The organism is Amycolatopsis oliviviridis, assembly GCF_014654365.1.
Taxonomy (GTDB): domain Bacteria; phylum Actinomycetota; class Actinomycetes; order Mycobacteriales; family Pseudonocardiaceae; genus Amycolatopsis; species Amycolatopsis oliviviridis.
Window position 1 is genome coordinate 85,756 of sequence record NZ_BNAY01000016.1, and the last position, 14,578, is coordinate 100,333.

A 14,578-nucleotide genomic window follows, 5' to 3' on the forward strand; every position below is an offset into this window, starting at 1 on the left:
CCCAGACAGGGGCCAACCGAACAGGATCGGCTACGCCGACTCCAGCCACCATGCTTTGAGCTCCGCATAGGGGGATCGAATCCGGGCCAGAGTATCCATTTCCTTTTTGGCGACACGACAGGCTTCCAATCGAATACTCGCGCTTGTCGCCCGATCGACATTCAGCTGTGGCGGCGGCATGAAATGCCGACCCTTCGCCAGCAGCAAAGTTGCAACCGAGATCCCCACCTTGCCCATATCGGCGATAACTTTTCCCGGTGTCATCCTGGTCGCTTCGAATTCTCGCTCCGCGGCCGGAAGTGAATCACGGTCCTTCCCGTACAGATGCGCGGTGAAGTCGCCGAAAGCCGCAAGGTGCCTATCTGCGTTATCAGCCCATCTCACCACATTGCGAGACCCTTGCTCCCTGAGAATCGAGGCAGTGGTCGCCGCGGCGGCCATGGCGTTGACATACAGTGCACGGAGCGCATCAGCTCTCTTGCCCGGACTGGAAGGCGTCTTCTTACCAACGTTCTTCTCTATGTCACGGACAAGCATCGCATACGCGCCGGTAAGATGGCCTTCGGCCACCAGCAGGCGGTCGTGACGCTGCTGTTCACCGGTTTCATTTTGCGCATCGGAAAGCGCTTGTTTCGCCGCGTCGATTTGCCCGTCCGCGAACAGGGAAAGCGTGTTCGAAATCCCGGCTTCAAAGACGGCGCCTCGGGCGATCCTCTTGGCCACCACGCCGATACCGATGAAAAGCACACTTCCCCCGCCGGTAGCGGCGGCCGCACTGAAGGCTTTCGATGCCTTTGCAAGTTCGAGGCAAGCATCGACGGTAAATGATGCCATGTCCCCCGGCCTGCCGTCTGGCGGCCTGGGCATCGTGAACTCGAGAAGATCCGCGGATAAACCGATCTTCCCGCGGTCACGTTCGGGATTGCTGACTGCGTCATCGGCTCCCATCGAAACAGGCTACCACCCTGACAACGACGTGAGCAGGCGTTGAATTGACAACTGTGTGACCCGACTTATGGCAGGTAAACTAATTCTGATCTTGAAGCCTTGCTCGACTCGACCGTGACCACCGGAGCACGCCGCACACAACAGGACATGGTTGCCTGAAAGACACCTACAGGTGGTGAATGTCGTCATCAATGTGCATGCCTACCCGCCACTCGGATGTCGGACCGACGCCCGGCGGGGACGAGCGAGGTGAAGGGGACTCGTCCGCCGACAGGCACATCCTTTGAGACGTCGGTGTGGGTGGTCGTGAGTGTTTCGGGTCGTTCTAACGACACTTGCCACTCACGACCCCCTGTACCGAACACGCCACGGTTGCCTTGACCGTCCTAAATCCGGCTGCCCAGATGCCAGGTGGTGGCCTGGAGCACGAAGAGGTCGGGCCGGTTGACGAGGGCGACCGGGTCGGCGGGGTCGAGCAGCCGTGCCAACGCCGCACTGTCCTCTTCGGACAGTGCGGGGCCGACGAGCCGCTGGATCCGGGTGAACCGATCGACCACGTGACCGCGAACTTCGGGACTGGCGGGGGCGGGCAGGTCGAGAAGGAAGGTCCGTGTCACACGATGGCGGAGACCGGCGTCCGCGAGCAGCAGTGGCCAGTCCCGGCCGCCACCCACTGCGGCACCGGTGAGCGACCACGAACCGACGAAGTGGTCGCTCAGCGCCGCCTCCAGCCTGCTCACGAAGCCGGGATTCCCGACGCCGTAACCGCCGGGCAGGAACCGCGCGGACAACCCGCCTTCCGCCACGGCCAGCACACCCGACCCCGGCACGAGCAGTGACGACAGTTCGCGCAGCGCCGCGACCGGATCGGGAAGGTGATGCACGACGTGCGCGCACCACACCAGATCGGCCGGGCCCAGCGCGGACAGCGAAGAAGTGCCGATCTCGCCATATCCGGCCCGCACCCGCCGCCCCAGCCCGTGTTCGGCGAACCGCGCGGTCGCCCGGGCGGTGAACCCCACGGTGGGGTCGACCGCGATCACCTCACTGTCCGGGAACTCCTCGGCCAGGATCACCGTGGCACTTCCCGGGCCGGAACCCACGTCCAGCACCAGGGAGCCGTCTCCCAGCGGATGCGTTCGCGCCAGCCAGCGGACCGCCTGGCGCACCATCGGCTCACTCACCGCCGCGTCACGTTCGACCGTGGCCAGTTCGTCTTCCCAGGTCGCGGCTTCGGTCATCGAGCACCCTCCCACCGATCCGGAATTCAGCCCTGACGAGCCTTGTACTTCGGATTCTTCTTGTTGATCACATACGTCTTCCCGTGGCGTCGCACCACCTGCGATCCCGGCTTGTTCTTGAGTGAACGCAACGACTTCCGCACCTTCATCCGAGCTCCCTCCGCGATCTCCCGGTTTCTCGACACACCGGGCCGACACCCCCACCCTAACACATAACGATTATCATTTTCACTAAAGCACTGGTGGGTTACACCGGGTTGCCGAGGACATATCGCCATGTTCCTATGAATTGGCTCGCGAACCGACCACAAAGGAGACGGCGGGATGACCGTCCACACCGAACACCAGGCACACACCCATACCCACGGTGACAGCTGCGGCCACGTCGCGGTTCCACACGGAGACCACGTCGACTACGTCCACGATGGACACCTGCACCGTGAGCACGACGGCCACTGGGACGAATGCGACCCCACCGACCACGTACCGCACGAACACGCCGAGCACACCCACGGCGACGGCTGCGGCCACGTCGCGGTCCCGCACGGAGACCACGTCGACTACATCCACGACGGGCACCGCCACGCCGCCCACAACGGCCACTACGACGAACACTGACCCGCACCGGAGAAACCGGGCTTCGCCGCGCGGGATACACGCCGCGTCCTGCGAATTCAGCGGAGAAAAGGACGCTTTCAGCCCGCGCAAGCGGCACAACGGCCGATGATCTCCAGCGAGTGGCTGACGTCGACGAAGCCGTGCTCGGCGGCGATCCTGCTCGCCCACCGCTCCACCGCGGGGCCGGTGACCTCGACGGTGCGGCCGCAGTCGCGGCACACGAGATGGTGGTGATGACCGCGCGAACAGCGGCGGTAGTAGGCCTCGCCGCTTTCGAAACGCAGCGTGTCGATCTCGCCGGCGTCGGCGAGCGACTGCAGTGTCCGGTAGACCGTGGTCAGGCCGACCTCCTCGCCCCGGTCACGCAGGTGCTCGAACAGGTCCTGAGCGGAGCGGAACTCGTCGATCTCGTCGAGCAAGGCCGCGACCGCGGCCCGCTGCCGGGTCGATCGCCTGCCGGGAACGACCGGGACGGAACGATTGGTGCTCACGGGGACTCCATGGATCAGCCAGGTGGTTCCGGCCAAGAGTAGAGCGTCCGGTCCGGGACCAGCCGTCAGCTCGCGGGAAGACGGGGCCGGTACCGATCGGCGGTTGTTCCATTCCCTGCGGCCAGGTAGGTGATCCGAAGCGTGCCGGTGACGGGTTCATGGTCGATGAGCACGTCGACGCCGTAGACGGATTCGATCAGCTCGGCGGTCAGTACGGCCTCGGGTGCACCGGCGGCGACCACCCGTCCGTGTTCCAGGATGACGACGTGGTCGCAGTAGCGGGCGGCGAGGTTGAGGTCGTGCAGGGCGACGACGCAGGTGGCGTCCAGGGTGCCCAACAGGCCGAGAAGTTCGAGCTGGTGGCGGATGTCGAGGTGATTGGTCGGCTCGTCGAGCAGGATCTCTTTCGGCTCCTGGGCGAGCGCGCGGGCCAGCTGGACGCGTTGTTTCTCCCCGCCGGACAAGGTGTGCCAGCTCCGGTGCTGCTTGTCGGCGATGTCGACACGCGCGAGCGCCGCGTCGATGATCCGCAGATCGTCTTCGGTCAAGGCGTCGAAGCGGCCGCGAAAAGGGGTGCGGCCGAGCTCCACCACCTGACGGACGCTGACGTGGTTGTGCGCGGTCACGTCCTGCTCGACGACGGCGAGCCGCCGGGCGAGCACCCGGCGGCCGAGGTCGCTCAGGCCGGTGTCGTCGTAGCGCACCGACCCGCTGTCGGGGCGGCGCAGCCCGGCGAGCAACCGCAGCAGGGTGGACTTCCCCGACCCGTTGGGACCGAGCAACCCGACGATCTTCCCGTCGGGCGCCGCCAGGTCGATGCCGTCCAGCAGCCGGTGGCCCTTGACCGACCAGGAGAGTTCGGTGGCGGTGATGCGGCCCATCAGGTCTCCAGACGCTTCAGGATCAGCGCGAACACGGGCGCGCCGAGCAGCGCGGTGACGACGCCGGCGGGCAGTTCCTGCGGTGAGAACGCGGTCCGCGCGAACGTGTCCACCCAGATGAGGAAGATCGCGCCGACGATCGCGGACAGCGGGAGCAGGCAGCGGTGCATCGGGCCCGCCAGGATGCGGACGGCGTGCGGGATGAGCAGCCCGATGAAGCCGATCGCACCGGAGGCCGACACGGCGGCCGCCGTGATGATCGAAGTCAGCACCATCAGCCAGACGCGGACCGCGGTGACGTTGACGCCCAGCGCGGCGGCGGAATCCCAGCCGAAGGTGAAGGCGTCCAGGGCCGGCGCGAAGAACAGGATGGCCAGCACCCCGATCAGGATGATCACGACGGTGACGGTCACCCCCTCCCACCGGGCACCCGCGAGAGTGCCGAGCAGCCAGTAGGTGAAGCCCCGGGTCGAGTTCGCGTCCCCGCTGACCATGAGGACGAGCGAGGTGACGGCGGAGAAGAACCAGTACACGAGCATGCCGGTGAGCACCACGCGGGAGGGACTGGAGACCCGTCCCCCGCCGAGCAGGAGCAGCAGCAGGCCGAAGGCGGCCATTCCGCCGACGAACGCCCCTGTCGACAGGGAGACACCGCTGACGATGCCCAGCAAGAGAACGACCACCGCGCCGGTCGAGGCACCGGAGGAGACCCCCAGCAGGTAGGGGTCGGCCAGCGGGTTCCGGGTGATCGCTTGCAGGACCGCGCCCGAGACGGCCAGGGCCGCGCCGACGCCGGCGGCGAGCAGTACCCGCGGGAACCGTGACTCCCAGATCAGGGCGTCCAGCAGTTTCGGCAGTGGCGGCGCCGGAGCGATCCCGCCGAGGCCGACGTGCCGCATGATCGTGGAGACGACATCGAGCGGGCCGACGTTCGCGCTCCCGAACAGGGACGTCACGATGATCGACACGAACAGCCCGGCGGCTGCCACGAAGAAGACGACCGCCATCGAGGTGCGCCGCGGGCGCGCCGGAACGGTCTTCCGGTTCGTGATCGGATTCCCGGCGCTCCCGGCGGTGCTGGGTGAGCTCGTCATAGCGGCCGTCCGCTCACTGGACTTTGTTCAGGCCGTCGACGAGCGACGGAACCATCCGCACACTGCCGTAGCTCGGATCCATGTACGAGCCGGGGATGGTGATGAACCGGTTGCCCGCCACGGCGCCGAGCTTGCTCGTGAGCGGGTCCTTCTTGAGCAGGTCGATCTTCTCCTGCGCGGTGTCGTTGGGCTCGCCCCGGCTCAGGTCGGCCAGGATGATCACGTCGGGATTCCGGGCCGCGACCTCGTCCCAGCTCACCTCGGCCCATTTGGTCGGCGCGTCGTCGAAGATGTTCTTGACCCCGGCGAGTTCGGAGACGCGCTGAGGCAGCCCACCGGGACCGGCCGCCCACGGCGTTCCCGCGTAGGTGGAGTAGAACCACATCACCTTGAGCGGGGTGTCCCGCTTCTTGACCTCGCCCAGCGCCTTGTCCACCACGGCCTGCTGTTCGGTCGCCAGCTTCTCCCCCGCCGCGGGGACGCCGAAGATCTTGGCCAGCCGGCGGTATTCCTCGAACAGCATCGGGAAATCCGCGTTCGCCACGCTGGCGTGATAGGTGCAGTCGAACTCGGTCACGTAGGTCGGCACGCCCAGCTTGTGCAGCTGGTCCCGTTCACCGCCCTGCGCCGCCGTGAGGAAACTCGAGAAGGAGCTGTAGACGAAGTCCGGCTGCGCCTCCAGCAGTTTCTCGTGCTTGATCGTCTCCTTCTTCGCCGACAGGATCGGGATCTTCTCGTACTGCTCGGCGATGTCGTCCGGCGCCTTCGAGACCTCGTAGCCCGATCCGACGACGCGGTCCCCCACGCCCAGGTGGATGAGGATCTCTGCCGCGGTCTGGTTCATCGTGACCGCCCGCTTCGGCGCCGCCTCGTAGGTCACGTCGACGCCGCAGTTCTTGATGCTGAACGGATAAGCCGTCGCACCCTGTCCCGCCGCCGCTTCTTGTCCGCTCGCGTCGGTGGAGCCGCCTCCGCAGCCTGCGAGCGCGACCAGCAGAGCAGCGCTCATGACACTGATACCCGATTTCATTTTCATTAAGCGCACGATAGCAGGCCTCCCGCGGTCAGCGAAGAGCCTTGGGGCGGAACAGAACGGTGGTCACCGATAGTAGATACGTGCGTCACCGAAACGATCGGATTCGACTTCCGCCTTGACGTCGAACACCTCCGCGATGCGGGCAGGCGTCAGGACGTCGAGCGCGGGCCCCGAGGTCACCACCCTGCCCTCGCTCATCAGCGCGAGCCGGTCGCAGAACCGCGCCGCCAGCGACAGGTCGTGCAGGACGACGACCGCGGTCCGCCCGGCGCCGGCGAGCAGGCGCATGAGGTCGAGCTGGTGGGCGATGTCGAGGTGGTTCGTGGGTTCGTCGAGCAGGATGGCCGAAGGCTCCTGCGCGAGGGCGCGCGCGATGTGCGTGCGCTGACGTTCCCCGCCGGAGAGGTTTTCCACGGCCTGGCGCGCAATTCGGCCAAGCCCATCCGCCGCAGCGCGGCGTTCACGACGGCGTCGTCACGATGGTCGTGCCCCCGCCAGTTCGAGTGGAACGGGGTCCGGCCGAGCGCGACGACGTCGGCGACGAGGAGGTCGCTCTCGGTGTCGGTGTACTGATCGACGAAGGCCACGCGGCGAGCGATCCGTTTGCTGTCCCAGTCCGCTATGTCCGAGCCGCCGTAGCGGACGGTCCCGCTTTGGGGTTTGCGCAGGCCCGCCAGGCAGCGCAGCAGTGACGACTTGCCGGAACCGTTCGGCCCCACCAGGCCCAGCACTTCGCCGGTATCGACGCTCAACGCGACATCGTCGACGATGACCCTCGCGGGCACACCCCAGCGCAGGGATTCCGCGTCGATTCTCACAGCTCTCCCCGTTTGCGCAGGATGAACAGGAACAGCGGAACCCCGATCAGGGCGGTGACGACGCCGACCGGGACCTCCCTGGGGGCCAGCGCGACCCGGGCGAGCGCGTCGGCCCACACCAGGAACACCGCCCCCGTGAGGGCGGCGAACGGCATGAGGACCCGGTGCCGGGGGCCGACGATGAACCGGGCGGCGTGCGGGACGATGAGGCCGACGAAGCCGACCGCCCCGACCGAGGCCACCGCGACCGAGGTCAGCAGCGCGGTCAGGACGAGCGTGGTGATCCTGGTCGTGCGCACGCTGATCCCGAGTGACTCGGCGGTGTCCTCCCCGAAGGAGAAGGCGTCCAGCGCCTGGGACCGGGTCCAGCAGCCCACGAGTCCGGCCGCACAGGCGATCGCGCAGAGCACGACGGAGTCCCAGCGTGCCGAGGTCATCGAACCCAGCAGCCAATAAGTGATCGCGCGGGTGGTCTCCGCGTCCGCGGACGCCATGATCAGCAACGAGGTCAGCGCGGCGAAGAGCTGACCTACGACGACGCCGGTCAGCACGATCCGGACCGTCCGCATCCCGCCGCGCAACAACAGCATCATCAACCCGAAGGACAGCAACGCGCCCAGCAGCGCCCCGCCGGACAACCCGAGCGCGCCGGCACCGAGCCCGAACAGGGTCACCGCGACGGCTCCGACCGAAGCGCCGTTGGAGACACCGAGCAGGTAGGGATCGGCCAACGCGTTGCCGGTCAGGCCCTGCAACACGGTCCCGGACACGGCCAGCATCGCGCCGACGAGGGCAGCCAGCAGCACCCTGGGCACCCTGAGCTGCCAGATCAGCGAATCGAGCAAGCGGGACAACGGCTCCACGGGCAAGCCGAGCCTGCTCCCGACCGCCCTGGCGATCTCCGGCAGGCCTACGTCGTTGGCGCCGACGCAGGCGGCGAGCCCGACCGAAAGCACCAGCGCCACCAGACCGATGGTGAACAGCACCCAGGTGGGCATCGCGGTGCGCCGGGTCCCGGCCGTCACCGCCGGAGTGTCCAGGACCTGTTTCCCTGACGCGGTCACCCCAGCTTCGCCAGACCGTCGCTGATCAGTTTGAGGGCGTGCACACTGCGGACCGTGGCGTCTAGTTCGAGACCGGGAACGACGATGAACCGGCCTGCCCGGACGGCATCCAGCTGCGACAGCACCGGATGCGCCCGCATAATCCGGATCTTCTCCTCGGCGGCATCGCCCTCTTCACCGCGGTCCGGCAGATCACCGAGCACGATGACGGACGGGTTCCGCGCGGCGATCTGTTCCCAGCCGACCTCGGGCCAGTCACTGTCGACGTCGGCGAAAACGTTGGTGGCGCCCAGCATGCGGCTCAAGTCGGCGGGAAGCCCACTGCCTCCCGCCACGTATGGCGCACCGTTGTACACGGAGTAGAGGTAGGCCACGGTCGGCTTGACCGCCCGGGCCGCACCCGCCTTCTCCGCCTCGGCGACGACCTCGCGCTGCTTGGCGATCAAGGCGGCGGCACGGTCGGGAACCCCGAAGATCTTGCCGAAGTTCTCATAGTCGGTGAACAGCCGCTCGAACGGGGTCTTGCCGGGCAGGAACTTCGGACAGTCCACGGAACTCACGTAGGTCGGCACCCCGAGTGTGGCGAACTCCTCACGTGGACCGACGCGCTCGCGGGTGAAGTCGCTGACGAACGCGGTCACCGCGAAGTCCGGGTCGGCCGCCCGGAGTTGCTCTCCCGTCAGTTCTTTCGGGTTGAGCATCGGGATCGCCGCGTAGTCGGCGCGGTATTCCTCCGCGACCGGCCCGGATCGCAGAGCGGTACCGGCGATGCGATCGCGAAGGCCGAGTGCCAGCAACGTCTCGGTGACTTCCTGATCCAGCGCGACGGCCCGCTGCGGAGGCTTGTCCACGCGCACCTGGACGCCGCAGTTCTCGATGGTGACCCCGCCTGCCGCGACGTCCGGCTCCGTGGCACCACAGCCCGCGATGACCGCCAGAAGACCGGCCACGGCACTGAGCCGAAGAAGATGCGACATCGACACCCCAGCAGATGACAACGATAATCACATCTAACAGCATGCGCGGACCGAACGGAACCGGCACTCGCGAAGCCAGGCGTGACACCGCCTTTCGCCTATTGCAAATGATAACCGATTGCAGTAGAAAACTTGGCGTGCCCATGCCTAGACAAGGACAGGGGTCCCTGCTGACCGCAGTCCGCCCCTTCCCGCTCACCGCTCTCCGACATCCCGTCGTCTCCGCGCTTCTCGACGATCACCGGGCCCTGTTGTCCGACCTCTTGGACGGCCTGGGGTCGCCTCTGCACATCGTGCTGCCGGAGGTCTTCGAGGAGAACATCGCCGGCCTCCGGCAGGCGTTCACCGAGACCGGCGCCGACGTCGACATCTTCTTCGCCAAGAAGGCGAACAAGGCAGGCTGCTTCGTCTCCTCGGCCGCCGCGCTCGACGCCGGGATCGACGCCGCCAGCGCCCCCGAACTGGTCAAAGCACTGGCAGGCGGAGTTCCCGGGCACCGGATCGGTGTCTCCGGCCCGGAAAAGGACGACGCCCTGCACTCGCTCGCCGTCCGGCACAACTGCCTGGTCGCGGTCGACTCGATCAGCGAACTCCGCAGGCTGGCGGCGACAGCGCGGCTCGCGGACCGCCGGGTCAGGGTGGTGCTGCGATCCCGCACCTCCGGCCAGCCGGGCAGCCGCTTCGGGATGGCCGCCGCCGAACGCGACGCGGCGGTCGGCCTGTGCCTGGACCTCTCGGACCACGTGCGCTTCCAGGGATTCTCCTTTCATCTGAACGGTTATTCCCCTGAGGAACGGGCGACCGCGGCCAACGAGATGATCGAGCACTGCCTCGACGCCAGGCGTCGCGGCGCGCTCTCCGCCGAAGTCGTCGACATCGGCGGCGGCCTACCGATGCGCTATGTCGAACCGCGGCTCTGGGACGAGTTCCTCCAGCAGAACGAACTCGCCCACTATCACGGAACCAAGGCCGCCAAGGGTTTCTCCTTCTACCCCTACGGCGGGCAGCCGACCGCCGAGGCCGCGCGCACGCTCATGAACCATCCCGTCGAAGGGAACGAGAGCCTGTCGGCGAAGGCGGCCCGGAACGGCATCCGTTTCATCGTCGAGCCCGGCCGGTCCATGCTGGACCAGGCCGGCTTCACCGTGTACCGCGCACAGCAGGTCGACGACCGGCGGGACACCGACGGGTACGCGATCGTCACCGTCGCGGGCAACAGCCTCAGTCTCAGCGAACCGTGGTTCAACACCGACTATCTCCCGGACCCCGCGCTGCTCTCGGCCGAGCCGGGCGCCGACGAGGTCTTCCCGGCCTGTGTCGCGGGTTCGACCTGCCTGGAAAACGACATGGTGACCTGGCGGAAGATCGGGTTCCCCCGGCCCGTGCGGCCCGGTGATCTCCTGGTCTACCTCAACACGGCGGGCTACCACATGGACTTTCTCGAATCGCAGTTCCACGACGCCCCTCTGCCGCGAAAGGCCGTTCTCCGGCTCGGCGACGGCGACGCGCCACCGCGCTGGCGACTGGACGGAATCTGAGCAGCCTCGAAACGAAGGAGATCTCTCGCATGTCACAGAGCTACGCCGAGCCCGGACAGCTGTGGCTGTTGCCGCAGTCCCACCAAGAAGGCTTGGACTTCGACTACGGGCAGGTGCTCGAAGTCGTCAGCGGGGCCTACCGCGCGGTCCGTGAACGCGGATCGGACAGCCCGGTCAAGACGATCATCGAAGACCAGGACGACCATTCGCTGAGCTACTCGATGGTCGCCAGGGACGCTTCCAGCGACACCGTGTGTTTCAAGGCGGTCTACGAGTTCGACCCGAGCCGCCGCCGGGACGAATACCGGTTCCACTCCTTCATCTTCATCGCCGACGACACCACCGGGGCACCGATCGCGCTGATGGACGTCGTGAAACTCGGGCCGTTGCGATCCTCGGCCACCAGCGCGCTGTTCGCCCGCGCGGCCTGTCCCGACGCCCGCAGCGCCCTGGTCGTCGGCACCGGCGTCCAGGGACAGATCGCCCTGCCGATGCTGCTCGCGGCGCTGCCGGATCTTGAGCGCCTGCAGGTGTTCGGCACCTACCCCGAGGGGTTGCGTGCCGTGCAGGACAGTGTCGAGGGCCGCGAGGTCGAGATCGTGGACGACCTCCAGAAGGCCGCGGGCGACGCCGATATCCTGATCGGTACCTCCGGCCTGTCCGTGACGCAGACGGTCCAGCGGGACTGGGTGAAGCCGGGGTCGATCTCCGTGCTGCTCGGCTACGGCGTGCACGACGTGTTCCACGGAGCGGACTACCGGATCGCCACCAACACCACGCAGATGCACGTCACCTGCGGCAAGCTGCGCGCCCCGGACGGCAGCCTGCCCCCGGTGGACGCCGAACTGCCGGACATCCTGCTCGGCGACACCCCCGCCCGTCGTGATCCCGACGACGTGGTCTTCGCCTACAACAGCGGGATGGCGGTCACCGACGCGGCGCTGGGCCGCTACATCGCCGATCTCGCGCTGGCGGCGGGGCGCGGGGAAAGGGTCGGCTTCTGGTGAGCATCGGCACGTTCACGACCCGGCTCTCCTTGGTGCGCAAGGAGGTCGCGCACCTTCCCGCCTACGACCCCGGCGCCGACCCGGACGAGGTGGCCCGCGTCAGCGGCACTCCCCGCGTGATCAAGCTGTCCAACAACGAGAGTCCGTTCGGGGTCTCCCCCGCAGTCGCCGCAGCGATGCGCCTGCGCCTGGACGAGGGTTTCTCCCGCTATCCCGATCCCACCGGCAAACGGCTGGCCGAGGCCATCGGGCGGAACCTGGCCGTGCCGGTCGACCGCGTCGTGCTCGGCAACGGTTCCGAGAACATCCTGGAACTGCTGTGCCAGGCCGTGCTCGATCCGGGCGACCTGGTCACCACCCAGGCACCGGGCTTCAGCCTGCACGAGATCTTCCCGCACATGATGGGAGCCCGGGTCCGGAAGGTCCCGGTCACCGCCGAGTTCGGGTTCGACGCTCCCGCTTGGCGCGAGGCGCTGGCCGAGGAGCCGAAACTGGTCTTCCTCGCCAATCCGTGCAATCCGACCGGCGCGATGCTCAGCGCCGCCGAACTGGAAAACGTCGTAGCGGGCACGCCGAAGTCGGCCTTGCTGGTACTCGACGAGGCCTACTGCGAATTCGCCCGGCCCGATCCCGCGTACCCCGACGGGCTGGCGGTGCTGCGCGGGCAGGACCGCCCGTGGATCGTGTTGCGCACTTTTTCCAAGGCCTACGGTCTGGCGGGCATCCGGGTGGGCTACGGCGTCGCCTCGGACGCCGATCTGGTTCAGGCCTTGAACCGGGTTCGCACTCCCTACAACGTCAATCAGCTCGCACAGGAGGCCGCTGTCGCGGCGCTGGACGATCACGCGCATTTGGCGGACACGGTCCGCCGGACCCGTCTCGAAATCGGCAGGGTCGCGGATCGGTTGCGCGAAGCGGGTTTCCGCGTCGCGCCTTCGTCGGCCAACTTCCTGTTCATCGACACGAACCGCGACTCGGACCGGGTGACCCGGGAACTGCACCGCGCCGGAATCATCGTCAAGGCGTGGCGCGAACCGGGATACGAGAACTTCATCCGGGCCTCACTGTCGACCCCTGAAGAGAACGACGTCTTCGTCAGGTGCCTGACGGAGATCTGCGCGAAGGGCAATCCATGATCAAGGACAGGGTGTCCGAACTGGTCGGGCGAACGCCGCTGATCAGATTGGCAGTGGCGGACGGGGCCGGAACCGTCCTGCTGAAGATGGAGCAGTACAACCCCACCGGCACCGCGAAGATCCGGATGGCCAGGAACATGGTCGACGAAGCCGAGGAACAGGGCCTGCTCGCCCCCGGCGGGTGGCTGGTCGAGGCCACCTCCGGCAACACCGGGATCGGCCTGGCACTCATCGCCGCGGAACGTGGGTACAAGTTCACCGCCGTGGTGGACAACCACGCCAGTGTCGACAAGTTGCGCGGCATGCTCGCCTACGGCGCCGAACTGCTCAACGTCTCCGGTGACGAGGAAGGGCTCGCGACCGCCGCCCGGTACGCCACGGCGCGCCGGCTGGCAGCCGAGCACGGCGCCTTCCTGACGGGCCAGGACAGCAATCCGGGGAATCCCAACGGTTACCGGCCACTCGCCCGCGAGCTACGCGACGACCTGGGCAAGGAGATCCACTATCTCTATGGTGCGGTCGGCACGGGCGGGTCGCTCTGCGGCACGGGCCGCGTCCTGCGGGAGCTCATCCCGGACCTGAAGATCATCGGTGTCGAGCCGGTCGGGTCGATCGCCTTCGGCGGTGAAGAGGCGCCCTACCACCAATCCGGCACCGGAACCCCGGAAGTCTCGGAGATCTGCGATGTCCTCGACTACGACCTGATCGACGAAGGGATCAAGGTCGGGGATTCGGAAGCCTTCGAGACTTGTCGTTACCTGGCAAGGAACTTCGGCATCCTGATCGGTGGTTCGGCGGGCGGCGTGGTCTACAAGGCCCTGGAGCGGGCGCGGACCGTGGGACCCGAGACCACCATCGTCGTGCTGGTGTGCGACGGCGGCGAGCGGTACCTCGACACCGTGTTCAACGACGCCTGGATGGCGGCGAACGGCTTGTTCGACGCGCGGGTCACCGACCGGCTCTCCTCGATGCTGCCGCACGCCCGGGCCGGCGTGCCCGAGAAGGCGCCCGCCGAAGTCCACTGATCCACCGACAAGCGAGATCGCCCGTTCACCGACGTGAACGGGCGATCTCGGTTTTGAGCGGTTCGCCGCCGGTGATCTGGTACGGCTCACGGGGCCGTGGTGCATCTCCGCCGAAGCAGGGTTCCCGGACCGGTTTGCGGCTCACCTCCGGCGCACAGTGTCCACAAGGGACAGAACGGTCCGATCACGCGCCCGATTTTTTTATACGTCGTTATGGCCGCTTCTCGCGGGGTCGTGAGTGGTAAGTGACGTTAGAACGGCTCAGCATCTACCGACCTATGCCTGACCTGCGCGAGGGTGGCGGTTCAGCGGCTGCCAGGCTCGACGGTGAAGGAATCGGGACGTTGACTGTCCCGATTCCTTCACCGTCGAGTGGGGCGCCCGGTCTCGGACCTTGATCAACGGAGGATCGGGGACACTCAACGTCCCCGATCCTCCGTTGATCAAGGTCGTACCGGTCACGACCGGCCGCAGACGAGATGACAGGGGAAGATTCCGGACGCTCACCGGCCGGAATCCTCCCCCGTCGACCACACCACCATCCAGCACAAGCCCCCACCCGACACCGAGACAAAGCAGAGCCCCGCCGATGACGGATCTGGGCCCGTTCATGCCCCCGAATCCCTCATCACCAAGGCCGAGCCAGCCACACCAGTGGGTAGGCAAATACAAGTCCGTGAGAACGACACTTACCACTCACGACC

At 67.1% G+C, this 14,578-nt stretch carries 14 protein-coding genes and 1 pseudogene; 5 read left to right on the plus strand and 10 right to left on the minus strand.

The annotated features are described in order from the left end of the window. Positions 1 to 30: 30 nt before the first annotated feature. The 3 genes from IE302_RS41195 to ykgO form a co-directional block, all read right to left on the minus strand. The gene (locus IE302_RS41195; protein WP_191259887.1) at positions 31 to 948 is read right to left on the minus strand and encodes a hypothetical protein; all 918 of its coding nucleotides are present in this window, start codon (positions 946 to 948) and stop codon (positions 31 to 33) included. A gap of 386 nt (positions 949 to 1,334) precedes the next feature. Beyond that, complete coding sequence (locus IE302_RS41200; RefSeq protein WP_191259888.1) at positions 1,335 to 2,189, minus strand: class I SAM-dependent methyltransferase; 855 nt, start codon at positions 2,187 to 2,189, stop codon at positions 1,335 to 1,337. A 26-nt stretch (positions 2,190 to 2,215) separates the two neighbouring features. Then, positions 2,216 to 2,338 carry a type B 50S ribosomal protein L36 gene (ykgO, locus tag IE302_RS41205; RefSeq protein ID WP_191259889.1) on the minus strand — a complete coding sequence of 41 codons (123 nt, stop codon included), beginning with the start codon at positions 2,336 to 2,338 and terminating at the stop codon, positions 2,216 to 2,218. A 175-nt stretch (positions 2,339 to 2,513) separates the two neighbouring features. Between ykgO and IE302_RS41210 the strand changes: the two genes are divergently transcribed. Next, a complete protein-coding gene (locus IE302_RS41210) occupies positions 2,514 to 2,807 on the plus strand; it encodes a hypothetical protein (protein ID WP_191259890.1) in 294 nt (97 codons plus the stop codon). A gap of 77 nt (positions 2,808 to 2,884) precedes the next feature. On the opposite strand, the gene IE302_RS41215 is transcribed toward IE302_RS41210, so the two are convergent. The 7 genes and pseudogenes from IE302_RS41215 to IE302_RS41245 all read right to left on the minus strand — a co-directional run bounded on the left by IE302_RS41215 (position 2,885) and on the right by IE302_RS41245 (position 9,141). Then, positions 2,885 to 3,298 carry a Fur family transcriptional regulator gene (locus IE302_RS41215; protein ID WP_229908310.1) on the minus strand — a complete coding sequence of 138 codons (414 nt, stop codon included), beginning with the start codon at positions 3,296 to 3,298 and terminating at the stop codon, positions 2,885 to 2,887. A 65-nt stretch (positions 3,299 to 3,363) separates the two neighbouring features. Continuing rightward, positions 3,364 to 4,179, minus strand: a complete 816-nt coding sequence (locus IE302_RS41220) for an ABC transporter ATP-binding protein (protein WP_191259891.1) — start codon at positions 4,177 to 4,179, stop codon at positions 3,364 to 3,366. Beyond that, positions 4,179 to 5,273: a FecCD family ABC transporter permease gene (locus IE302_RS41225; protein ID WP_191259892.1), complete on the minus strand. Its 1,095-nt coding sequence runs from the start codon at positions 5,271 to 5,273 to the stop codon at positions 4,179 to 4,181. Before IE302_RS41225 ends, IE302_RS41220 begins: the two co-directional genes overlap by 1 nt. Positions 5,274 to 5,286: 13 nt before the next feature. Further along, positions 5,287 to 6,282: an ABC transporter substrate-binding protein gene (locus IE302_RS41230; RefSeq protein WP_229908312.1), complete on the minus strand. Its 996-nt coding sequence runs from the start codon at positions 6,280 to 6,282 to the stop codon at positions 5,287 to 5,289. A gap of 90 nt (positions 6,283 to 6,372) precedes the next feature. Continuing rightward, positions 6,373 to 7,127 (minus strand): annotated as a pseudogene (locus tag IE302_RS43295) (ABC transporter ATP-binding protein). Further along, positions 7,124 to 8,152 (minus strand): FecCD family ABC transporter permease, encoded by a 1,029-nt coding sequence (locus tag IE302_RS41240; RefSeq protein ID WP_229908314.1) that lies wholly within the window; start codon positions 8,150 to 8,152, stop codon positions 7,124 to 7,126. The pseudogene IE302_RS43295 and the gene IE302_RS41240 overlap by 4 nt, the downstream one beginning before the upstream one ends. Before the next feature lie 35 nt (positions 8,153 to 8,187). Next, positions 8,188 to 9,141, minus strand: coding sequence for an ABC transporter substrate-binding protein (locus tag IE302_RS41245; RefSeq protein WP_229908316.1), 954 nt, complete (start codon positions 9,139 to 9,141; stop codon positions 8,188 to 8,190). Between the two features lie 170 nt (positions 9,142 to 9,311). Here IE302_RS41245 and IE302_RS41250 point away from each other — a divergent pair, with 170 nt between their 5' ends. Genes IE302_RS41250 through IE302_RS41265 form a run of 4 tightly spaced genes read left to right on the plus strand, consistent with a single transcriptional unit; the run spans position 9,312 to position 13,874 of the window. Further along, positions 9,312 to 10,706, plus strand: a complete 1,395-nt coding sequence (locus tag IE302_RS41250; RefSeq protein ID WP_191259935.1) for an alanine racemase — start codon at positions 9,312 to 9,314, stop codon at positions 10,704 to 10,706. Between the two features lie 29 nt (positions 10,707 to 10,735). Beyond that, positions 10,736 to 11,713, plus strand: a complete 978-nt coding sequence (locus tag IE302_RS41255; RefSeq protein ID WP_191259895.1) for an ornithine cyclodeaminase — start codon at positions 10,736 to 10,738, stop codon at positions 11,711 to 11,713. After that, a complete protein-coding gene (gene hisC / locus IE302_RS41260; protein WP_191259896.1) occupies positions 11,710 to 12,849 on the plus strand; it encodes a histidinol-phosphate transaminase in 1,140 nt (379 codons plus the stop codon). Before IE302_RS41255 ends, hisC begins: the two co-directional genes overlap by 4 nt. Continuing rightward, the gene (locus tag IE302_RS41265; protein ID WP_191259897.1) at positions 12,846 to 13,874 is read left to right on the plus strand and encodes a PLP-dependent cysteine synthase family protein; all 1,029 of its coding nucleotides are present in this window, start codon (positions 12,846 to 12,848) and stop codon (positions 13,872 to 13,874) included. Before hisC ends, IE302_RS41265 begins: the two co-directional genes overlap by 4 nt. Positions 13,875 to 14,578 lie beyond the last annotated feature (704 nt).